This is a genomic window from Halobacillus faecis, from assembly GCF_007991335.1.
Classification (GTDB): domain Bacteria; phylum Bacillota; class Bacilli; order Bacillales; family Halobacillaceae; genus Halobacillus; species Halobacillus faecis.
This window is the reverse complement of sequence record NZ_BJYD01000006.1, coordinates 142,523-164,790: the sequence shown is the minus strand read 5'-3', so window position 1 is coordinate 164,790 and position 22,268 is coordinate 142,523. Positions and strand designations below refer to the sequence as shown.

Annotated in this window: 21 protein-coding genes; 17 read left to right on the top strand and 4 right to left on the bottom strand. The window is 46.3% G+C overall.

Features of this window, described 5'->3' with window-relative positions; translation table 11 throughout:
* The first annotated feature begins 22 nt into the window (after positions 1 to 22).
* Genes HFA01_RS04625 through HFA01_RS04610 form a run of 4 tightly spaced genes read left to right on the top strand, consistent with a single transcriptional unit; the run spans position 23 to position 4,950 of the window.
* Positions 23 to 571 carry a GNAT family N-acetyltransferase gene (locus tag HFA01_RS04625; RefSeq protein WP_146814002.1) on the top strand — a complete coding sequence of 183 codons (549 nt, stop codon included), beginning with the start codon at positions 23 to 25 and terminating at the stop codon, positions 569 to 571.
* The gene (locus tag HFA01_RS04620) at positions 546 to 1,883 is read left to right on the top strand and encodes a lysine N(6)-hydroxylase/L-ornithine N(5)-oxygenase family protein (protein ID WP_146813695.1); all 1,338 of its coding nucleotides are present in this window, start codon (positions 546 to 548) and stop codon (positions 1,881 to 1,883) included. Before HFA01_RS04625 ends, HFA01_RS04620 begins: the two co-directional genes overlap by 26 nt.
* A 17-nt stretch (positions 1,884 to 1,900) precedes the next feature.
* Positions 1,901 to 3,712, top strand: coding sequence for an IucA/IucC family protein (locus HFA01_RS04615; RefSeq protein ID WP_146813693.1), 1,812 nt, complete (start codon positions 1,901 to 1,903; stop codon positions 3,710 to 3,712).
* A 23-nt stretch (positions 3,713 to 3,735) separates the two neighbouring features.
* Positions 3,736 to 4,950 carry an aspartate kinase gene (locus tag HFA01_RS04610; RefSeq protein ID WP_146813691.1) on the top strand — a complete coding sequence of 405 codons (1,215 nt, stop codon included), beginning with the start codon at positions 3,736 to 3,738 and terminating at the stop codon, positions 4,948 to 4,950.
* A 68-nt stretch (positions 4,951 to 5,018) separates the two neighbouring features.
* Here the strand turns inward: HFA01_RS04610 and HFA01_RS04605 are convergent, their stop codons facing one another.
* A complete protein-coding gene (locus HFA01_RS04605) occupies positions 5,019 to 5,207 on the bottom strand; it encodes a YjzC family protein (protein ID WP_146813689.1) in 189 nt (62 codons plus the stop codon).
* A gap of 181 nt (positions 5,208 to 5,388) precedes the next feature.
* On the opposite strand from HFA01_RS04605, the gene HFA01_RS04600 reads away from it, so the two are divergent.
* The gene (locus tag HFA01_RS04600) at positions 5,389 to 5,691 is read left to right on the top strand and encodes a DUF3243 domain-containing protein (RefSeq protein WP_146813687.1); all 303 of its coding nucleotides are present in this window, start codon (positions 5,389 to 5,391) and stop codon (positions 5,689 to 5,691) included.
* A gap of 90 nt (positions 5,692 to 5,781) precedes the next feature.
* Here HFA01_RS04600 and HFA01_RS04595 read toward each other — a convergent pair whose 3' ends face one another.
* Positions 5,782 to 6,510 (bottom strand): PAS domain-containing protein, encoded by a 729-nt coding sequence (locus tag HFA01_RS04595; RefSeq protein WP_146813685.1) that lies wholly within the window; start codon positions 6,508 to 6,510, stop codon positions 5,782 to 5,784.
* Positions 6,511 to 6,841: 331 nt separating this feature from the next.
* A complete protein-coding gene (locus HFA01_RS04590; protein WP_146813683.1) occupies positions 6,842 to 7,684 on the bottom strand; it encodes an aldo/keto reductase in 843 nt (280 codons plus the stop codon).
* Positions 7,685 to 7,949: 265 nt separating this feature from the next.
* On the opposite strand from HFA01_RS04590, the gene HFA01_RS04585 reads away from it, so the two are divergent.
* The 12 genes from HFA01_RS04585 to HFA01_RS04535 all read left to right on the top strand — a co-directional run bounded on the left by HFA01_RS04585 (position 7,950) and on the right by HFA01_RS04535 (position 20,069).
* Positions 7,950 to 9,119, top strand: a complete 1,170-nt coding sequence (locus HFA01_RS04585) for a lactate 2-monooxygenase (RefSeq protein ID WP_146813681.1) — start codon at positions 7,950 to 7,952, stop codon at positions 9,117 to 9,119.
* Positions 9,120 to 9,366: 247 nt separating this feature from the next.
* Positions 9,367 to 10,728 carry a sigma-54 interaction domain-containing protein gene (locus HFA01_RS04580; RefSeq protein ID WP_146813679.1) on the top strand — a complete coding sequence of 454 codons (1,362 nt, stop codon included), beginning with the start codon at positions 9,367 to 9,369 and terminating at the stop codon, positions 10,726 to 10,728.
* A gap of 87 nt (positions 10,729 to 10,815) precedes the next feature.
* On the top strand, positions 10,816 to 12,213 hold the full coding sequence (locus HFA01_RS04575) for a YjiH family protein (protein WP_146813677.1): 1,398 nt from the start codon (positions 10,816 to 10,818) through the stop codon (positions 12,211 to 12,213).
* 40 nt (positions 12,214 to 12,253) lie between these two features.
* Positions 12,254 to 13,573, top strand: coding sequence for an aspartate aminotransferase family protein (locus HFA01_RS04570; RefSeq protein ID WP_146813675.1), 1,320 nt, complete (start codon positions 12,254 to 12,256; stop codon positions 13,571 to 13,573).
* Between the two features lie 635 nt (positions 13,574 to 14,208).
* Positions 14,209 to 14,691 carry a DUF2975 domain-containing protein gene (locus HFA01_RS04565; RefSeq protein ID WP_146813673.1) on the top strand — a complete coding sequence of 161 codons (483 nt, stop codon included), beginning with the start codon at positions 14,209 to 14,211 and terminating at the stop codon, positions 14,689 to 14,691.
* 10 nt (positions 14,692 to 14,701) lie between these two features.
* Entirely contained in the window at positions 14,702 to 14,914 is a 213-nt protein-coding gene (locus HFA01_RS04560; protein ID WP_089650949.1) for a helix-turn-helix domain-containing protein, read from the top strand.
* A 10-nt stretch (positions 14,915 to 14,924) separates the two neighbouring features.
* A complete protein-coding gene (locus HFA01_RS04555; RefSeq protein WP_146813671.1) occupies positions 14,925 to 15,752 on the top strand; it encodes a DUF817 domain-containing protein in 828 nt (275 codons plus the stop codon).
* A gap of 83 nt (positions 15,753 to 15,835) precedes the next feature.
* Complete coding sequence (locus HFA01_RS04550; protein ID WP_146813669.1) at positions 15,836 to 16,195, top strand: hypothetical protein; 360 nt, start codon at positions 15,836 to 15,838, stop codon at positions 16,193 to 16,195.
* A 210-nt stretch (positions 16,196 to 16,405) separates the two neighbouring features.
* On the top strand, positions 16,406 to 18,367 hold the full coding sequence (locus HFA01_RS04545; RefSeq protein ID WP_246139271.1) for a phospholipase D-like domain-containing protein: 1,962 nt from the start codon (positions 16,406 to 16,408) through the stop codon (positions 18,365 to 18,367).
* A 153-nt stretch (positions 18,368 to 18,520) separates the two neighbouring features.
* Positions 18,521 to 18,958: a cell wall hydrolase gene (locus HFA01_RS04540; RefSeq protein WP_146813665.1), complete on the top strand. Its 438-nt coding sequence runs from the start codon at positions 18,521 to 18,523 to the stop codon at positions 18,956 to 18,958.
* Between the two features lie 318 nt (positions 18,959 to 19,276).
* Positions 19,277 to 19,444 (top strand): hypothetical protein, encoded by a 168-nt coding sequence (locus HFA01_RS18805; RefSeq protein ID WP_167506159.1) that lies wholly within the window; start codon positions 19,277 to 19,279, stop codon positions 19,442 to 19,444.
* A 181-nt stretch (positions 19,445 to 19,625) separates the two neighbouring features.
* Entirely contained in the window at positions 19,626 to 20,069 is a 444-nt protein-coding gene (locus HFA01_RS04535; RefSeq protein WP_146813663.1) for a GNAT family N-acetyltransferase, read from the top strand.
* A gap of 395 nt (positions 20,070 to 20,464) precedes the next feature.
* On the opposite strand, the gene HFA01_RS04530 is transcribed toward HFA01_RS04535, so the two are convergent.
* The gene (locus HFA01_RS04530; protein WP_146813661.1) at positions 20,465 to 22,243 is read right to left on the bottom strand and encodes a sulfatase family protein; all 1,779 of its coding nucleotides are present in this window, start codon (positions 22,241 to 22,243) and stop codon (positions 20,465 to 20,467) included.
* Positions 22,244 to 22,268 lie beyond the last annotated feature (25 nt).

Sequence of the window (22,268 nt, the reverse complement as noted above, 5' to 3'; positions counted from 1 at the left end):
GTTTGAGATTTATGATGAAACGATCCAGCGCACCCTTTCATTTCGGAAAGCTCTAATGGAAGATGTCGCGTTGGTTCACAAGTGGATGAATGAGGACCATGTGCATCCCTTTTGGCAGTTGAATCTTCCGTTTGACCGGTTTAAAAAACATTACCGGAAAGCACTGGACGACACTCATCAGACGCTTTATCTCGGCATGATCGACGGGGAAGTGATGAGTTATTGGGAGGCCTACTGGGTCAAAGGGGATGTCTTAGAAAACTCATACTCTCCAAAAGCCTACGATCAGGGCATCCATCTATTGATCGGGGAAAAGGATTACCTTGGTTCAGGCTTTGCCCTGCCCCTTTTAAGAGCGATGGTGCGTTTGCAATTTCAGTATGATGCGACAACGAAAGTCGTGGCAGAGCCTGATATTCGGAACGACAAGATGATTCATATTTTTGAAAATTGCGGGTTTACACCAATCGCTCCCATCCAGCTGCCGGATAAAAAGGCACAGCTGATGTTTTGTGAGAGAGAAACATTCGAATCGAGGTGGAACGATGAATACAGAAAAGCAAATCTTTGATGTGATCGGCATCGGGCTTGGACCGTTCAACTTAGGAATGGCTGCGCTCTTGGATCCTGTTGATGATGTGTCCGCGCTGTTTTTAGAAAAAGAAGAAGAGTTCCAGTGGCACCCTCATCTGTTGATGGAAGGGACGACGCTGCAGGTGCCTTTTTTTGCAGACCTTGTCAGCATGGCGGATGTCACGAATAAGCACAGCTTTTTAAATTACCTGCAGGAACACAATCGCTTGTACAACTTTTATTTTTTGGAGAAGTTCCACATTCCGAGAAAAGAATACAATCACTACTGTCGCTGGGTGAGTGAGCGGTTGGACAGCTTGCGGTTCGGCAAGGAAGTCACCCAGGTGAGCACTGTAGAACTCGGTGGAAAAACGCTTTATCAAGTGAAATCTCAGGATTCCATTACAGGTGAAGAATACACATACACCGCAAAAAACATCGTGATGGGCATTGGTACGGAGCCCCGGGTGCCGGAAGCGCTCCAGGACTCACTGGGAGCATCCGTTTTTCATACGTCCGAATATTTGAAGCGGAAACCATCGTGTGACTTATCCAAGTCTGTAGCCGTCATTGGATCGGGACAGAGCGCGGCGGAAGTTTTCCTTGATGTGGCGAAACATCAGGAGGAAGTAGGCGGTTCGCTTCAGTGGTACACAAGGTCGCAAGGGTTCTTTCCGATGGAGTATTCAAAGCTTGGGCTTGAGTATTTCTCTCCGGATTACATCGATTTCTTCTATGAGCTGCCTCAATGGAAGAAAGACCAGTTGTTACATAAGCAGGATCTACTATATAAAGGCATCAGTGCTGAAACGATCGCCGCCATTTATGACCATCTTTATGAGCGGACGGTCGGCAACACCGATCCATCGATCCAGCTTCAAGCAATGACAGAAGTGACTACCATTCAACCAGAAGGGGGCCATTTGAGATTAATAGGTTATCAGAAAGTAACCGAAGATCCTGTAGAGATGGAGGCGGACCTGGTCATTTTAGGGACGGGATATCAGCCTCGTGTGCCCGCCTTTTTCTCAAGGATAAAGGACAGCATCACTTGGGATGATCAGGGGCGGTTTACGGTGAACAAAGGATATGACCTGGCTACGGACCTCAAGGCGGATGGGTACATTTTCATCCAGAATGGCGAACTTCACACCCACGGCGTCGGCGCACCTGACCTTGGACTTGGGGCGCATCGCAATGCGGTGATCATCAACAGGATTGCAGAAAGAGACATTTATTCAATACAGCAAAATAACGTCTTCCAAACGTTCGGGACGAAAAAGGCCTTGGCCACTCCACATCAATCATAAGAAAGAGGGGAATCGGTTTGTTATTTCAAGAGGATATTCATGAAAAATTGAACATAGAGAATTGGAAAAAAGCCAATCAACAATTGATGGCGAAAATGTTCGCTGAATATATGTACGAAGATATGATTCAGCCCGAGGTTTTACGTGCAGAAGAGAAAAAGGGAACGTACGAACTTTCCGTTTCCAAGGAGAAATCGTACCGCTTTGTTGCTGAAAAACGTTTATTCGACAGTTTTGATGTCTCGGTTGAGGATTTGAAAAAAGTGGAGCAGGGGGAGGAAAAAGAAGCGGACAATGCCATCGAACTGCTGATTGATTTAAAGGAAATCATCGGCATGTCTCCAGAAACGACCGGCCATCTGATTAGAGAAATGAACGCAACTCTAATCGCTGACGTGCATTTGATGGAAAAGACAGACCGTTCGTCTGATGAGCTCTCTTCTATCGATTATGCGGAGCTTGAAGGGTATATGAAGGGACACCCGTGGATCACCTACAACAAAGGGAGGATCGGCTTCGGTTATGATGATTACCTGCGCTTTGCACCGGAGCACCAGCAGGAAGTAAAGCTTTCCTGGATAGCCGCTCATAAAAATCTAGCCACCTTCCAATCGGTTCAAAACCTCAGTTATGAAAAACTTCTCCATGAGGAGTTGAGTGAACAAGAGCGGGAAAGCTTCTTTGCCGAGGTGAGGAAACAAAACCGTGATCCGGAAGACTATTACTTTTTCCCGGTCCATGAATGGCAGTGGAAAAACCAGCTGATCCAAAACTTCCCGGAAGAAATCGCAAAAAAGGAGATCATTGCTGTGGGAGATGGAGACGACGCTTATCTACCGCAACAGTCGATCCGTACGTTTGTGAATAGAAGTTCCAAAGAGAAACATCATGTCAAGCTTCCGATGAGTATCCTGAATACGCTCGTATACCGCGGCCTGCCTTCCGAGCGGACGGTGATCGCACCAAAAGTCACGGAGTGGATCAAAGGCCTTTATGACCAAGACGACTTTTTGAAGAATGAGTGCCGGGTGATTCTGCCTGGGGAAAACGCAAGCATCAATGTGGATCAAAAGCAGTACGCTGCGGTTAAGGATGCTCCTTATCAGTACCTTGAAATGTTGGGGACGATTTGGCGTGAAAGCATCTATACGTATCTGGAAGACGGCGAGCAGGCTATCACACTTGCGGCGCTCGTTCACGAAGATCATCATGGAAAACCCTTTATTCAATCATTAATCGAATCTTCTGCCCTGGACACGGAAGATTGGATGAAGAAGTTCTATAAAGTAGTCATGGATCCATTGCTTCACTACTTATACAAATATGGGACGGTCTTTTCGCCGCACGGGCAGAATACGATTCTCGTGCTGAGAGATAACGAGCCGCATCGTCTTGCCGTCAAAGACTTTGTCGATGATGTGAATGTGACGGATCAGCCATTTCCTGAACTTCAGCATGTAACAGAAGAGATGAAAGCCGTGCTTCGGACAGAACCACCAGAAGGTTTGACGCAGTTCATCTTTACTGGACTCTTCATCTGCCACCTGCGTTATTTAAGCCATATTCTAGAGGAGCATCATCTCCTGGATGAAGAAGTCTTCTGGCAGCTGCTTGCCGCGTCGATCCTCGACTATCAGAGCAGGTTCCCTGAATTGAAAGAACGGTTTGAGCTGTTCGACTTCTTCAAATCGGAAATGACCAAGCTTTGTCTGAACCGCAACCGCATGGTCGATTATGGCTATGCCGATGGAGATGACCGTCCGCATGCATCGGAATTTGGCAAAGTGACCAATGCACTGGCTGCTTTTAAAGAACAGCCGATCGGATAATCTGACGAAAAGAGGAATGAAGGATGGCCATTATTGTACAAAAATTCGGAGGTAGTTCCCTGCAGTCACCGGAACGAATCAAGAAAGTGGCCGCACGTGCCCGCTCAGAAAAAGAAAAAGGAAACGACGTCGTTGTCGTTGTTTCCGCTATGGGGGACCAAACAAACGAACTGATGAGACTCTGTCAGGAAGTAAACCCATCCTCTTGCGGAAGGGAAAAGGACTTGCTACTATCCACTGGCGAACAAGTTTCTTCCGCGCTTATGGCCCTTGCTCTTCAAGAGCTGGGCGTTGGATCCGTCGCGATGACGGGACAGCAGGCAGGAATTGAGACCGAATATGTCCATGGTAACGCTAAAATCAAAGCGGTACATACCCTGAACATTCAGGAAGTCTTGGATGAAGGTAAAATTGCCGTGGTTGCCGGATTTCAGGGATGTGCAGCGAATGGAGAGATCTGTACTCTCGGACGAGGAGGGTCGGATACGACGGCAGCCGCTCTTGCTGCAGTACTGAATGCCGATCGGTGTGAAATTTTTACAGATGTTGATGGCGTCTATACCGCTGATCCACGTATCATTTCCGGCGCAAGAAAGATTCACAGCATGGATTATGACCAGATGCAGACGATGGCGGAAATGGGAGCGGGGGTCATCCACCCTCGCGCGGTTCGTCATGCCCAAAAGCACAACATTCCTCTTGTGGTCCGCTCAAGCTTCACCTTAGAGCAAGGAACGGTGATCCACGATTTTAAAGGAAATGGAGTAGGTTCTCCTGTCATAGGGATGACGTACGAAAACAACCTCTGCCTCTTACGTTTGAACACGGAAATATACTATGGTAATCTATTCCAATTTATTGATGAATCTCTCCCTGTGGAGCCTGCTTTTGGATCGAGTGAGAAGGATGAAACGTTCCTCGCTATCAGAGCTGACCACTTGGATCGGGTCATGTCTACATTGAAGGAGCACACCATTTCCGTAGGGGTAAAGGAAGCGGAGCCGACGTATGGATGGGCAGCGATCCACTTTGTGTTCGTAGATAGGGAAGAAAAGAGAAAATGCGTTTCTTCTATAGAAGAAAGGATACCGGATCGATGGGGGGAAGTCTTGACCATGGACGGCTCCCCTTCTGTATGGAGCCTGTTGGTTCCTGAAGAAAAGAGCCTGGAATACGCTCAAAACTTTTATGATTGGGTGATAGGGAGTGAAGGGCCTGCATTGGCCTTTGGGTCTTGAGGGTGTTCATCTAGTATTGGATTAAAAATTCCTGAGCTGTTCCGCTCAGGAATTTTTAATGATTGTTCTTATTTTGCTTTTTTCCAATAAGCCGCTTCTTTATTGGAGCGAATCGGAGGGAATTGATCTCCGCTCGATAATTCGATATGTTTTTCGTCACTGGTAACCTCATTTTCATTACCTTCGTTTACTAGTCCATCAAATTCATAGGTTCCGTTTTCCGGTGCTTTTTCTCCTGTTTTGTAGCGATCAGCCATAGTTGAAAAACTCCTTTTTGATAGGTTTTATGTGCGCACATCCTACTGATACCCGCTTAAATAATGTTAAAACATGGAAAATAACCTGGATGTTCTATGATTCATAACGGTGCATTCAAACGTTTAGTACTATGTAAGAAAAGGAAAAGCCTTCTACACATCAATAAAAGGAGGAGTTAGAATGGCACAAGATCCGAAACATGCAGCAAAGCAAATGAATGAAGAAAAGAAAGAAGAGATTCTCCAGCATTTTGACAGCTTTAAAGATTATTTAGGTGATCAAGTTCAAAAAGGTGAAAAATTAGGGCTTGGGGAAGAAGGTCTTTCTAAAGGAGCTAAGCGGGTAGCTGATTACCTGGCGGAGCACGAGGAACCAAGAAACCGGGAAGAGAAAGTCTTGAATGAGTTATGGAATGTAGCCAATAAGGAAGAGCGTGAACATATGGCTCATGTATTGGTTAAATTAACAGATCAAACCAACTAAAATGACAAGCGTCCCCAGCCTGGTGGGGCGCTTTTTTCTTATGCTGAATAGCATCCATTCATTACTCGAAACAGAAAGAAGGTTAATGCCTTATTTGTTGTATAAATCCTTTAAAGCTACCTGTAAGTTGGTGAAAAACTTTACGTGGAGCGGTGGAAGGTTAGAAGACACCCACAACTTGGATAGTACGGGCTTCATCCCGGAAATCGTCACGCGGATGCCCATTAATGATAGCGATTGGATGAGTTTGGATAGTTTTTCAAAGAAAACGATGTCCACTGTACTGAGGGTCGAACAATCAATAATTAATTGGTTGGCTTTCATATCTACTACATTCTGTAAGCCCCTGTCCAAAATGTATTGGAATTCGATTTGGTCCATGGTTGGCTGTAAGGGTAACAGGGCGAGGCCATCAGACAACGGGATGACGTTTACAGACATATCTTCCATCCATTTCCGCATCCGTTGTTCTTTCTCGTAGTAATCTGTCACATCATTGTACTCGACCATCGCTCCATAAACCTCTCCGTTATCTTCTAAAATTCGGGTGCGAATGGAAAAGTAAAAATTATATTTTCCCCACTGAAAAGGAACCGCATCAAACGTAAATTCCTTGGATGTCCGCAACGTTCGTTCCACGTGGCGTACTTCTTCCGGGGCATCAGGAAAGAGGTCATATACACTTTCTCCTATACTATTCTTCCCATCTACTTGTAAAAGACGAGCCCCTTGCTTATTCATTTGAGTGATTCTGTAGTCTAAATCAATCACCATCACACCTAAGGACAGTTGATCGAATACCTCATTTTCTGGCGTCATATTTCTCCCCCTTAGAACTTTATTGGTGCAGTGATCTCTCCTGTATTAAATTCGATTTCTTAAGCGGAAAACCCTTTTCATATATTCATATATTATTTGAAGGGTATCCTATGTAATAAATTCCCGGGCATCGCAATCATTCATTATATAGGTATAGAAGTCAAAATATATGTTTTCAATGCTTGCAAATTCATATAACGAAGATGTGGGGAGCTGCAAAGAAGATTACCGATTTCTTAGGTATAAGGGAATGAAATACGTATTAAAATGCTTTCATATAAAAAGAGGAAAACAGACTTCCGGTTCGTAGTCTGTTTTCCTCTTTCAGTTATTAAAATTCCTGATACTCAGCAGGGTCCTGGTCATTCATTCGGCCGTCGGGTTGAGTTAATTGATGGATTCTGTTCATATCTTCTTCAGTCAGAGAAAAGTCGAAAATCGATAAATTCTCCTTCTGACGATGAGAGGAAGAAGACTTTGGAATTGCGACAGAACCGAGCTGGTAATGCCAGCGCAGAATGACTTGAGAAACCGTTTTGTCATAATGATCGGCTACAGATTGGATCACCTCATTGTCGAGGATGTTTTGGACGCGGGCCAATGGACTCCAGGATTGGGTCTGGATCTGCTTTTCCTGATGATAAGCTCTTTGTTCCTCCTGGTTGAAAAACGGATGAAGCTCCACTTGATTCATGCTTGGTTTGATACCTGTCTCTTTTTCCAGACGGTCCAAATGTTCGGGAAGAAAATTACATACACCGATCGAGCGGATCAGCCCCCATTTCTGGGCGTCAATTAATGCCTGCCAGGCTTCTACATATAAATCTTCTTTCGGATTCGGCCAGTGGATGAAGTAAAGATCATAATAGTCCAGCTGCGCGCGGAACAGGGATTCCTGGATGGCCGTGACGGCTTTGTCGTATTCGTGGTACCGGCCAGGAAGTTTGGATGTAATTCTTAGTTCACTTCTTGGGACGCTGCTGCGGCGGATTCCTTCTCCGACCGTCGCCTCATTTTCATAATTATAGGCGGTATCGATTAAACGGTAGCCTGAATCTATGGCACTTTGAATGGCGGAAGCTCCGCGGTTTCCGTTCAGACGATACGTCCCAAATCCTAAGGCAGGAATCGTAAGACCATCGTTCAGTTGAATTTCAGGGATGGATTGACTCATCTTCATGCACTCCTTTTTTATCTTCTGCTACAGATGGAAGCCGTTCGTTCAGTAAACATTCATTCTTTTACCTTCTTTTGATGAACTGTAAACAAGTGTAAACGCGTACATTGGAAGATTGTTGAAAAAAGAGAGAAAAGAACGATGGGAAAATTTCAAGTATAATATTTCAGCATTTTATAAAGCGCTTACATTTTGTGTTAGGATAGAAATGCATGATGGAAAAATACACCAGATGAACTTAAATCAATGAGGAGGTTAACGGATGTCTAATTTCGGGAACAAAGTTCAATTCGAGGTTTACCAGACAATGACGAAGCCCGATCCTGACCGGCTTCCTATTTCCTATGAAGAATGGGAAGCGAAGGCGAGAGAAGTCCTAAATGATGGTCCTTTCTATTATGTAGCGGGTGGAGCAGGCGGCGAAGAAACGTTGAAAGATAACCTTCACAGTTTTGCCCGTTATAAAATCGTCCCGCGAATGCTCAGAAATGCCGAAGACCGTGACTTGAGTATAGAATTGTTCGGGAAAAACTATGATTCTCCCCTTCTGCAGGCGCCGATTGGTGTCCAGTCGATTATTCACGAGGATGGGGAATTAGCTTCAGCAAAGGCTTCTGCTGCTTTGAACATTCCATACATCACAAGTTCTGCCTCTACAAAAACGATGGAGGAAATTGCGGAAGTCATGGGGGACGCACCTAAATGGTTTCAACTATACTGGAACAAAGATCCAGAGGTGACAGCAAGTTTTGTCCGTCGTGCAGAAGCGGTTGGATATGATGCGATTGTCGTCACACTGGACACGCCTATGATGGCCTGGCGGGAAAAGGATTTGAAGAATGTGTATCTGCCTTTCTTGATCGGTGAAGGGGTCGGGAACTATTTTACAGATCCTGTGTTTCGTTCTCGGCTGGAATCCCCTCCGGAAGAGAATCCTGCCGAGGCAGTGATGCACTGGACGAAAACGTTCGGTAATCCAGGGTTAACGTGGGAACATCTGCTTTTCTTAAGAGAGCATACGGATTTACCGATCTTGCTAAAGGGCATTCTTCATCCGGACGATGCGAAGATGGCGCATGAGTACGGCGTGGATGGCATCATTGTCTCCAATCATGGAGGACGTCAGGTCGACGGAGCCGTGAGTTCATTGGATGCTCTTCCACCGATTGTTGAAGCCGTAGGAAAAGAAATGCCTGTACTGATGGATGGTGGAATCCGCCGTGGAGCTGATGTGATCAAAGCCTTATCTTTAGGAGCGAAAGCTGTACTTGTTGGACGACCCTGCATGTACGGGCTGGCTGTTGCAGGAGAACAAGGAGTGCAGGAGGTTTTAAGAAATTTACTGGCCGATACGGATATCACCATGGCTTTAAGTGGCTGTTCGTCGATGGCTGAATTGAATCGATCCATCCTTCTAAATACCAAAAGGTAATCGATGGTTTTTTTAGAGTGGGTTTAGCGCCAGCGCAGAACGTTTTCAAACGAAGTTCTGCGCTTTTTTGTTTTTTAAGGACAATGGTTACATAAATCCTATTTCCTGATCGTTCCTTAACCAGACGAAAGGTTATGGTATAATAAAAGTATAAATATTCAGAAATGAATAATAATTCCGTTGATCATCAAGAGGTTTTGACGAGAATTGTAGAAAGTATTCAATCTTGAATAATGTGGGGGATTGCATGTCCGAATGGTCCGAATATAAAACAATTTTGCATTCGCTGCAAGAAGATATCCTTGTCACCAATACAGATGGGACGATTGTCAAAGTGAGTGAAGCGACAGGGAAAGTCTATGACGTCCATGCTGATGAGCTGCTCGGGAGATCGGTTTACGATTTGGAAAAAGAGGGGTTATTTACACCCCTGGCTACGCCTATGGTGATGGAATCACAGGAAAGGGTGACGTTCGTCCAAACCGTTGCCGACGGAAAAAAGCTGCTCGTGACAGGTTTGCCCGTCTTTGATGATGAGGGGGAACTCGTTCGAGTGGTCAGTTATTCTCATGATGTGACAGAACTCATGGAGATCAAAGCAGGTATGGAAGAAATGACGATCGAGATGGAACGTGTCCGTGATGAGTTGAACCGCTTAAAACAAGAGAAAGAAGAAACGTTTATCGGCAAGAGTGAAGAGATGCGCAAAGTTCTTGCGACCGCCAATCAGGTGGCAGGAGTGGATGCGAATGTCCTTCTTCTTGGAGAATCCGGGGTCGGGAAAACGGAGCTCGCAAGAAGGATTCACGAAAAGAGTAGTCGAGCGGACGGACCTTTTATAGAAGTCAATTGCGGGGCCATTCCTGACGCTTTGTTTGAAGCTGAACTCTTCGGTTACGAAGGGGGATCTTTTACGGGAGCGACCAAAGGCGGGAAAAAGGGGTTCGCGGAACTTGCCCATAACGGGACAATGTTTTTAGATGAAATCGGTGAGCTATCCTTACAGAATCAAGTGAAGGTTTTGAAACTGATTCAGAAAAAATCCTTTTATCCCGTCGGAGGGCGCAAGGAAATTCAATCCGACTTCCGATTGATCAGTGCAACGAACAAGGAACTGGATCAAGCGGTCGATCATAAGGAGTTTCGGGAAGACCTTTATTTTCGGTTGAATGTCGTACCTATTACGATTCCTCCATTAAGAGAACGGAAAGATGACATCACCCCACTGATCCATACCTTTTTAGATCATTTCACTGCCCGTTACAAACGGAAGCGGGTCTTGAGCAGAGAAGTCATGCACGATTTGAATACATACGAGTGGCGTGGCAATGTAAGAGAGCTCATCAATTTATTAGAGCGATTAGTGGTGACTTCTCCGAATCCAGTCATCTACCCGGCCGATTTACCCGAAGGATATCGTCAGAGGGGAGAGGCTTATTCAAAAATGAATAATTTTGATGAAACATTAGCTGAAACTCTAAATCGAGTGGAAAAAGAAAGACTTGAACGAGCAAAAGAAAAATTCAGGACGACCACGAAAATGGCGGAGGCTTTAGGGATCAGTCAACCAACAGTAGTCAGAAAACTCAAAAAATACAGAATAAAATGAAGGGTTGGCATGATTTTTGCAATACAAAGGGTGAGGGATGAAAAATTTCCTTTGCCTTTTTTATTACTTTTATAAGGAGTGGAATACATGGAAGTGAAACAGACGGACGACTTTGAGAAGGGCTATACGGAGTCAAAACCGGAAAGCTATCGAACCAAAAGGAATTTCCTTTGGTTCATCATTCCTTCGTTATTGGGCGTGTTTTTATTCTTATTCCCGATCCCATTTGCAGGAAAAATTACAATCGGTGTCGGTGTTCTCGCAGAAACGGTACAGGCCTACTTAGAACCCGTTCTACCAGGGTTGATGACTGGGATTCTAGTTATTTCCGCCATCGTCCCGATTTTTGCAAAAGCATTTCAGCCTTCTGTGATCATGAACCGTCCATTTATGAAACAGCTTTTTTATATTCATCCTTTCTGGTTGGTGACAAGAATCTTGGGAGCTGTCTTTGCTCTTATGACGCTTTTTGCAATCGGGCCGGCCGTTATCACATCTGATGTGACAGGAGGTACGATGCTCTATGCCCTTGTTCCTGTACTAGCTGCCTGGTTCTTATTTGCAGGGGTCTTGATGCCGTTACTTATGCAGTTCGGTTTGATGGATTTTATCGGCACCATGCTCCGCCGGGTGATGAGACCGGTGTTCAAGCTGCCTGGCCGGTCTTCCATCGATGCGCTCGCTTCCTGGATGGGCGCAGGGACGGTCGGTGTCCTCATTACCACTCAGCAATACGAAGAGGGTTACTATACGAAGCGAGAAGCCTCCATCATTGCCACAAACTTTTCCATTAATTCGATTGCTTTCAGTTTGGTCGTCATCAGTTTTATCGGACTGGAAGAATATTTTGTTCCTTTCTATCTGACTGTCGTTGTCGCAGGCTTGGTAGCGGCGTTTATCTGTCCCCGCATCCCTCCTTTATCGAGAAAGGCGGATACCTATTACGAAGGGACAGGCATGAGAATATCTGAAGAAACCCCTGAGGGAGTTTCCAATTTTCAATGGGGAGTAGAAAAAGCGCTCCACAAAGCCTCACAAGTGAAGAGTTTAAAAGCAGTCGGGAAACAAGGGGCACAAACGGTTCTTGATATTTATTTCGCTCTGATCCCACTAGTCATGGCACTTGGAACTGTGGCCTTAATCATTGCGGAATTCACACCATTTTTCACCTATTTGTCGATGCCGATCGTTCCTCTCCTCCAATGGATGGGAATTCCTGAAGCTGCCCAAGCGGCTCCTGCCATGCTCGTCGGGTTCGCGGACATGTTCCTGCCGGCTGTCATCGGTTCAGGTATTGAAAGTGAATTGACACGCTTTGTCATCGCCGCTGTATCACTGACGCAGTTGATTTACATGTCCGAGATTGGTGTTCTCCTCGTCAAATCGAAAATACCTATTTCCGTTTTGGAGCTGGCGGTGATTTTCCTGCAAAGGACAGTCATTACTCTGCCGATTATTGTGGTGGTTGCCCATTTCATATTTTAAATCACATGTATGAACCAAAGATATAGAAGGGGATGGAAAAATGAAACCAACATTCGATCAATTGTACACCCGTTTACCAGACTTGCTCGCACCCAGCATGGCGAAAGATCACCCCAATTTACCGGTCGTGAAAGAAGAAGGCTGCTATTACTATGGGGCCGATGGAAAAGAGTATTTGGACTTCACCTCAGGCATCGCCGTAGCCAATACCGGGCACCGGCATCCGAAGGTCGTGGAAGCGATCAAGGAAGGGGTGGACCAGCTTATGCATGGGCCTTCCGGGGTCATCATGTATGATTCGATTCTGCGCGTCGCGGATCGGCTGCAGGGAATCCTACCTGGGAACCTGGACTGTTTCTTTTTTGCCAACAGTGGAACAGAAGCGATTGAAGGTGCGCTGAAGCTTGCGAAATATGTAACGAAACGCCCTTATGTCGTTTCTTTTACCGGCTGTTTTCATGGTCGTTCGTTAGGCGCTCTCGGTGTCAGTACTTCAAAAAGCAAGTATCGCAAATTTTTACAGCCGAATGGTCTGACGTACCAGGTACCTTATGCTGATCCGAAGAGCTGTCCGGAGGGGGAAGATCCTGCTGTCTATTGTGTGGATCAACTGGAAAAGGACGTTGAAATGCTGTTCGACCATCAAGTGACCCCGGAAGAGGTGGCGTGTATGATCGTTGAGCCAGTTCTTGGGGAAGGAGGATACATCATTCCTCCAAAAGAGTGGCTGCAAAAAGTACGCGACATTTGTGATCAGCACGGGATCCTGTTGATTTTTGATGAAGTGCAGACCGGATTCGGAAGGACGGGAGAGTGGTTTGCTGCTCAGACGTTCGGCGTGATCCCGGATATCATGGCGATCGCCAAAGGCATTGCATCCGGCATGCCGCTCAGTGCCACGGTCGCTTCGAAAGAATTGATGAGCCAGTGGCCGATGGGTACGCATGGAACGACATTCGGCGGGAACCCGCTCGCCTGCTCAGCGGCACTAGCCACGCTTGAAGTCATAGAAGAAGAGAACCTGCTGCAAAACACGAGAACATTGGGTGCTTATGCTGTAGATCGTTTGAAGGCGTTGCGGGAAAAACACCGGGTCATCGGGGATATCCGTGGTGTCGGGCTTATGATCGGGATTGAGATTGTCGACCCGGTGACTGGTGATCCTGATGGAGCAGGGATGATGCGTGTCCTTGATTTGTCTCTCGAAAAAGGGGTGTTGTTTTACCTTTGTGGTAAGCACCAGGAAGTCATCCGGATGATTCCGCCACTCGTGGTATCTCAAGAAGAGATCGATCGGGGACTGGCCGTCTTTGAAGAAGCTGTTGAGGAGTACGAGAAAAGTTTAGCGGTCCGAGGTTAAGGTGACGAGTCGCGCCAAAGAGGTGGTGAGTCGCGCCAAAGAGGTGACGAGTCGCGCCAAAGAGGTGGTGAGTCGCGCCAAAGAGGTGTCGAGTCGCGCCAAAGGGGTAGCGAGTCGCGCCAAAGGGGTAGCGAGTCGCGCCAAAGGGGTGGTGAGTCGCGCCAAAGAGGTGAGGAGTTGCGCCAAAGAGGTGTCGAGTCGCGCCAAAGGGGTAGCGAGTCGCGCCAAAGGGGTAGCGAGTCGCGCCAAAGGGGTGGTGAGTCGCGCCAAAGGGATGGTGAGTCGCGCCAAAGGGGTGGTGAGTCGCGCCAAAGAGGTGGTGAGTCGCGCCAAAGGGGTGTCGAGTCGCCCCAAAGGGGTGGTGAGTCGCGCCAAAGGGGTGTCGAGTCGCCCCAAAGGGGTGGTGAACCGCACCAAAGAGCCAGCTAATCGCACCAAGAAGTCGATTGACCCGTCCCACAAGACTATAAAGAAAAGCGCAGATCTCCTAGAACTAGGAGATCTGCGCTTTTTTAAATGAGAGGTCAAATGCACCTATATCGATAATTAAGTATTTATAAATGATATATTTTTATTGATAAACAATAAATACAAATGTATGATGAAAAAAGATATTAGGAAATGAGGTGCTTTTTATGAAACGTGGTTCGACACTCTTTTTGAAGCTGGCGGTCATTTTGATTGGTCTGCCGGTTCTTGCGTTGTGTATATTTTTTGTGCCTGAGTTTGCGGAGTACACGGGAGCGCTATTGTTTGACTTTCCAATCATTGAACCGGTTGTCTTCATTTATATGTATTTGACGGCTGTCCCTTTTTACTTTGCACTGTATCAAGCGTTTAAGCTTCTGAACTATATTGACAGCAATGATGCGTTCTCTGACTTATCGGTCAAAGCACTAAGGGTGATCAAATTTTGTGCCATTACTATAAGCGTTCTTTACGTTGTGCTCATGCCGGTGATCTATACGGTCGCTGAAATCGATGATGCTCCTGGTCTGATTGTCATCGCGATGGTCATCATCTTCGCTTCTGCTGTCATTGCTGTCTTTGCTGCTGTCCTGCAAAGACTCCTGCGAGAAGCGATTGTTATTAAATCTGAAAATGATCTTACGGTCTGAGGTGATCAACATGGCGATTATTATCAACATTGATGTGATGCTTGCGAAAAGGAAAATGAGCGTGACTGAGCTTTCGGAGAAGGTCGGGATCACGATGGCGAACCTCTCTATTTTGAAAAATGGCAAGGCGAAGGCCGTCCGTTTTTCTACTTTGGAGGCGATTTGTAAAGCGCTTGATTGTCAGCCGGGGGACATTTTGGAATATCAGGAAGACGAAGACTAGGAGGGATCGGATGCGAGCGGTGAAACAACTCGTACTCTTTGGTTGGCAACAGGCGTTGTCGTGCTTGTTCCCTGTTGTTATTTTTGCCTCTCTGGCCATAACCAAATGGGTGCCGATGCCTTTCTTGCCAAGGTATGACTGGCTGCTGATCATCTGCCTGTTGATGCAGTGGTGGATGGTCCGTGCCGGCCTGGAAACACGGGATGAACTGAAGGTGATTTCCTTGTTTCACCTCATCGGGCTTGCGCTCGAACTATTCAAGGTTCATATGGGTTCCTGGTCTTATCCGGAAGAAGGATTTTCAAAAGTTTTCGGCGTCCCATTATATAGCGGGTTCATGTATGCCAGTGTGGCGAGTTATCTCTGCCAGGCGTGGAGAAGGCTTGAGGTGGAGCTCGTGCGGTGGCCCTCCTCCTGGCTCGTTGTTCCTCTCGCGTCTGCCATCTACTTGAATTTTTTCACCCATCATTATTGGATCGACATCCGCTGGTGGTTATCTGCGGTCGTGATTCTCGTTTTTTGGAACGCCTGGGTTCGCTACAAGGTCAATGGTACACGTTACCGGATGCCGCTCGCGCTTTCGTTCGTGCTGATTGGCTTCTTTATCTGGATCGCAGAAAATATCGCGACTTATTTCAGCGCATGGGAATACCCGAACCAGGCGGATGCGTGGAGTCTTGTGCACTTAGGAAAAGTAAGTTCCTGGCTGTTGTTGGTGATTGTAAGTTTTCTTATTGTAGCGACATTGAAGCGAGTGAAGAAAGGTACTGCAAAGAGCCGCAGCTTCAAGGGTGAGGAGAGAATTCCAAACGTACAGGGACGTTATAGAAGCGGATAACTGTATTTTTGAACATGTGTTTCTTTTTAATCTTCGTCCCCAAAGTAAGGTCAAACGCTCTTTCGGTGAAGGGGGGAAATGATGTGGGGATATCTGTAATTTTGCTAGGTATTTTATTGCTCTTAGGAGTCATAATCGTTGTTGTTTCTTCCCATATCGTGAAAAAACGCGGGAGAGGACCTCTGCCGTATAAGACGTCCTTAAGTATTGGGGTCGTCCTGCTGATTCACTGGGTTTTATGGTTATCGGGCTTTTATGCTTTGCTTCCTGTAGGAGTAGCCGATGCTATTTTTCTACCAGCATGGATGGTGATGTGCGCTCTTGGGGCTGTCTGTGCAGGATGGGAATTCAAGCACAATGCCGCTTTTGCTGTGCCCCTGGCTGGCTTCACTCTCATTAGCTTTGTTTTTGTTCTTTTTTTGGAAGGGTTGTCTCAGATGTAGTCATAAGAAAACGGCTGATTGAACCAATCGTTATTTTTTGGCATTAAAAAGTAAAAATGAGGAAAGTTTATGTGTCCAGGGTTTCACTTGTCTAAAAGCCAACCGGGTCCATCGAATCGTTTATTGTAAATGATGCGTAAATTCAGAATTTGCCTCCTCCATTTATGGTACTTTGAGAATTGTGAGAAAAAATGAATGGGGGATGGAAACGTGGAAAGATGGAAGCCAGGATTTATAGCTGTACTTATTTTTGTTTTAGGATGGACAAGCATTCCTTTCGCGCAGGTGTCTGAAGCCGCAGGAGCAAATGATGTGGTGATCAGCGAAGTAGCCTGGATGGGGACGAATGTGAGTTATAACGATGAATGGATCGAACTTTACAATCCGACCGGCGCAGACCTTTCACTTGAAGGCTGGACGCTGAATGCAACGGACGGATCGCCGGTGATCTCATTATCGGGTACAATTCCTGCCGGAGGGCATTATTTGCTGGAAAGAACGGATGATTCAACCGTTACGGGTGTGGATGCCGACTTGATCTACTCAGGGTCTTTGAGTAACTCCGGTGAGGTGCTTGAACTGAGTGATGGGACACAAGTGATTGATTCTGTTGACGCATGGTATGCAGGTGATAACAACAGTAAAGCTACGATGGAACGAATCGATCCACAATCAGTGGGTACGAACGCTTCGAACTGGCGTACAGCAACGGATACATATGGAGAAGGACTTGGAACGCCTTCTGCCAACTCTTCATCCACTTCAGCAGGATGTTCAACCACGACGGAGCAATTGAACAATGTGAGTGAGTCTGCGGGAAGCATCAATGTGTACTTTAACAAATGTGCTTATGATGGCTACGCGACCTCTGGGAACGAAGCGAACTATAACGTGAATTTGGAAGATCGATTGATCAAGCGTATCAATCAGGCGACAACGTCGATCGACCTTGCCACTTACGAAATCAATTTGCCGGGCATCATTGATGCGCTGATGGCTAAAGCGGCTGAAGGTGTCGATGTGCGCGTGATTGCAGATGCGAAAGACGGCAGTGATCCTCACTATACAGAGCGCTATCAAACGATGCGTTTGTATGTGGAAAAATTGGTGCGAGGACAGGACAATGTCATCGGAACAAGCGATGATACGACAGTGTTTTCTGATTCCATCATGTTTGCTGTAGAAGATCAGGCGCTTCGGGAACAGTTCGGACTTCCGACTGCAACGAACGGGATGGAACAAGTGACGGTCGAAGTAGGAAGTGGAACGGAGACCGGATACAAACTTGTCGATGCCGAACAAAAAGAAGCGGGTAGTTATTACTCGCCAGGACAACAGATGCACAACAAATTCGCCGTCATCGATGGAACATGGGTATTCACAGGAAGCTGGAATTTCACCGTTACAGGGCTGTATGGATCAGAGGAAAACATGCAGAATGATGTTCTTGGAGGCAATACCCAACACGTGGTGGAATTGAACTCAACAGCCCTCGCTGATGTTTTCAAAACCGAGTTTGATGAAATGTGGGGGAGCGCTAATCTGAACCCTGATCCAGCTGTTTCGAATTATCATGGACGTAAAGTGGACAACACGCTGCATACCGTGGATGTTGGTGGAAAAGAAGTGGATGTGTACTTTTCTGCAGGGGATGATGCTGTTGGACAAATGACTTCCTATGTGAAAAATGAAGCAGATTACAGCAGTTACTTTTCTATTTTCGCCTGGAGTGACCAGGCCCTTGTCGATGAGTTGAAGTATAAGTGGGAAGGCTCTTACAACGACCTGGAAGGAAGTCTGACCGGATTTGATGTGCGCGGTGTATTTGATCAAAGCTTCTGGAACCAGTGGTGGTCCGCTTCGATTGAAATGACCGGCCGTACCGCAAGCCAATCTTCAACGAACAATCCTAATGTACGATGGAATAACGCCGCTCCCGTTTATGAGGATGCGGAAGATCGTAAAATGCATGCAAAAACGATGTTGATTGATGCTACACATCCATCCAGTGATCCGACCGCGATTGTCGGCTCAACGAATTGGAGCACGAACGGAAATGATATCAACGATGAAAACATGCTGTTCATCCATGATGAAAAAGTAACGAATCAATTTTTACAAGAGTTTTATGCCCGGTATGAAGCCGCGGGTGGAGCGATTCCTACTCCGTAGATGGAAAGAGAAAGAGGTTCCTCAGCTTTCAAAAGCTGGGGAACTTTTTATATCTATTCTTGAAAATGCTGATCGAGGCTGTCCAGAGGGGATCCACCCCAAATGATGACATCAACCCAGCTTTTTTTCATACAATATGTTGGGGTGAGTAAAATGGCGAGAGTGAAATATACAGATTCAGATGTTGCTCTGATGGCTCGTATGATGCGTGCAGAGGCGGTGGGGGAAGGCAAACAGGGAATGTTGTATGTAGGCAATGTAATTGTAAACCGTGCAGCCGCGTCCTGCCTGGACTTTACGGACGTGCGGACGATCCGGGATGTCATTTATCAAGTCCAAGGGGGCAATTATTCGTTCGAAGCGGTTCAGAAAGGGAATCTTTTTTATAACCGTGCGAGGTCTACGGAGAAAAGATTAGCGGAAAAGAATTTGAGGTTCTGGAGGCAACACCCTGCAAAATATGCATTATGGTACTTCAATCCAAGTGCGGCATGTCCACCGACATGGTTTGGTCAACAGCTGACAGGTCGTTACAAAAACCATTGTTATTACGAACCTGTAGCTGGTACATGTGCCAGTGTTTATGTTTAATGAAGCTATAACACTAATGGTGGAAGACGTTAAAAAAGCGCAATCCTGAGGGGTTGCGCTTTTTCAGTGCCCCTTGAGGAAAGGGGTGGGGTTTGTAATAATTGGATTTGGGACCTTTTACTTTATTTCGAAGTTCAGGGGAATGGGGAAGTCTATGTTGGGTATTTGTATAGACCTGTGGAGAACATTACCTATATAAAGGAAGGCCTGCATAGCCGTATAGTTGTTGTCCTCTTCGTTGCAGATTCCTTTAATTTCTTCCACTCATTTCATGGAGGTTGATAGGCAATATAGAGGAGAGGTGTAGGAGGCATGAATTTGAATGCAAAATCAGCGGTTATGCTGCTTTTAGGCGTGCTGTTTGGGTTGATTCTAGCCCATGGGTTCACCCACAATACTTTTGGGGGCGGCCAGTTGTTATTGACAATCGTCGGCGGTGTGTTCGGGTATGGAATCGTTATTCTTTTTGTAAGGATAAGGAATTAGCTTCATCAATGTCCTGTAACTCTCATTTAATGTCCTCTTAGAACCAGTCAACGTCCTGTAACTCACGGTTAATGTCCTCTAAATCTCCATCAATGTCCTCTAACTTGTATTCAATGTCCTTTAACCAGATGTACGAATCGGATGAAGAAACGCAGCAAGATTTCGTAAAGGGGAGAGTCTAATGGAATTTCAGTTCCGGCCAATTAAGGTAGAAGATGTGAAGCAGATCGATTCATGGAACTATGACGGTTTCGTAGAAAAAGTAGAAATGGCGCCTTATTTTGAATCACTCAACCAAACAGGCAAGTTGCAAGGTCCAGGTGGCTGTGAAGGATATGCGGCCTTTCATGAAGACGCGGTGGTTGGTTTGTTTGAATACAACGTGAATGGAAGGATTATGGAGGTCGGGTTAGCTTTGCGGCCTGATTGGATTGGAAAAGGATTAGGTGCAACCTATGTCAAGCAGGGCATTGCTTTTGGTTTACATCATTATGACGAAGCTATCAATGAAGTACGCTTGGAAGTGGATGAACGAAATAAAGCAGCCATCCGTGTTTACGAAAAAATCGGATTTATAAGAGTAGCGCAGAAGGACCAGGATATAGAGATGCGGATGTTTGTGTGAGCGTTTCCTATCTTGGAGCCGGCAAACCTATCAACGATGGGTTTGCCTTTTTCTTTTCCCAGACTCTATGGAACACTTTTCCTGCATTCATAAGGACCGATCTTTGATAGCATGGGCCATGATAAGAGGTGGGAGCAACATGAAAAAAAGATGGGTGAAAGGATAGAATGACTGAGCTTCAACAGAATCACAAGAGTAAAAAAGGAAGATTCCTAAGGTTTTTAGATGGTTTGCTTGAAGGATGTGTAGGCGTGGGATGCCTGCTTCCTTTGATCAGTGGTGCTTCTTTAGGTGCCCTATCCATATGGCTGTTTTAATTTTAGAGTTAATCGATAGAAAAAGGGTGAACGTCAGGAGCGTTCACCCTTTTTGCCTAATTTCTCACATGCGATTCACTAGTTTTCCTGACAGTTGCATGAAGGCATGCCAGCTACTTCTCCACTGGAAGGCTCCCGTCTCTTCTGGTTGCATTGTTGCTCTAGGGTGTTCAGTAAAAGCCCTTCGACAATCCTTGATTCTGGTGTCGCATATTGAGGGTCGGCATAGTTCTTTTCTTCAAGCGGGTCTGTCGTCAGGTTATAAAGTTCATATTGGGATGGAACGGGCTCGGTTTTCGTTGTGCTCACACAGCAGGAACATTGGATGTCACCTTCGACCTCCATCGTCTTTCCTTTTTTCTGAACCGTATCACTGCACCCCGGGTCACTCCAAAATTGAGGGTTGTCGTAATAGCGGGCGAACTTCCATGTTTCTTCTGCATGGTCCTTTCCGGTTTTCATTTTTGTGATGACGGCTTCAATGTGATTGGGCTGCACAACAGATTCATAAGGAACTCCGGCGGCCGTCGTTTGATTCAATCCTTTGGTAATATCATCATCACTCATAAAATAAAGAGGCTCGTTGGCTCTGAAAAAATGAGATCTTCCTTTGATCAGTGGTGTCAAATCCCTTCCGACCAGGGGCTGGGCTTCGGTGTGAGAGCGGGTCAACTTCTCTCGTATTTCATCGGCATCAATCCCAGCAAGACCGAGCATCGTAGGGAGAAGATCGACTTGGCTCGTTAACATGTCTGTTTGCTCTGCTTCGGAAAAAAGCTTCGGGCTGTGAACGATGAGCGGCACGTGAATGGATTCTTCATACATGTTATACCACTTCTGATGAAGGCCGCCGTGAGCACCAAGCAATTCTCCATGATCCGATGTGAAAATAACGATCGTATCTTCATAAAATGAGGATTTTTGGAAAGCTCGAAAGACGCGGTGCATCTCATCATCCGCCTGCTTTTGCAAGCTGTAGTAGAGCTGTCGGTAAAAGGGTTGGTCGATGATCGGCTGTAGCGCTTGTGGATACGTGATTCGGTAACTTTCCTGAGCATCAGGCTTGGTTGAAAGCGATTCTTGATGAGTGGGTGCTGGTGGAATTGGAGGAAGTGTAGGGTCGATGTTGAACTGGTAGGCTGGTGAAAGGGCGGTCAGAACCCCATATAGGGCGATGTCATGAGGATTGACAAACGAACACATGATAAACCATGGCGTATCATCGGACTGTTTCTCGAGATCCTGGATCAGCTCGATGGTCTCCGTAGCATAAACCTCATCACGTCCACTGGTCCCGAGAGCGGCAGATGAGCCGGAGTTACGCGGATTGGACCCGTGGGGTTCCGGCCCGATCCAGCCGGTAAAACCGAAACGGTCCAGTCGATTCGCGTCCCGATAGAGTTTCTCCTTTTCTTTATCCGGTACGCCTGTGTTGGGATCATAGCTTGGAAAAGCATCTTTTGTCCCGGGAACTAAGATGTCCTCATCAGAAGCATGCCATTTTCCTTTCCAATAGGTTTGATACCCGGCCTCCCGGAAGTAATCCCCGATCGTCGGCACGGTATTGGCATCAAGCCAGAAAACATCTGGATCGAACGGCCCTTTCGCGACCCCCGTCGTCTGCGTCACTCCGTGGAGCGATGGATACTGACCGGTGTAAAGGGTTGCCCGGCTCGGTGAGCAAGCGGTACTGCCGGCATAATGGTTTAAAAACTCCATCCCATTTTCACGTAACAGGTTCTGCGTCACCAAGTTTTCTTTCCGCCATTTTTTCAGTTCCTTCGTTTCATAGACGGATGGATATCTTTCCTGGTCGACCATAAGGAAAAGGATGTTCGGGCGCTTCTTTCTTTCCATATCTACCACCCCTGAAATGAGTATA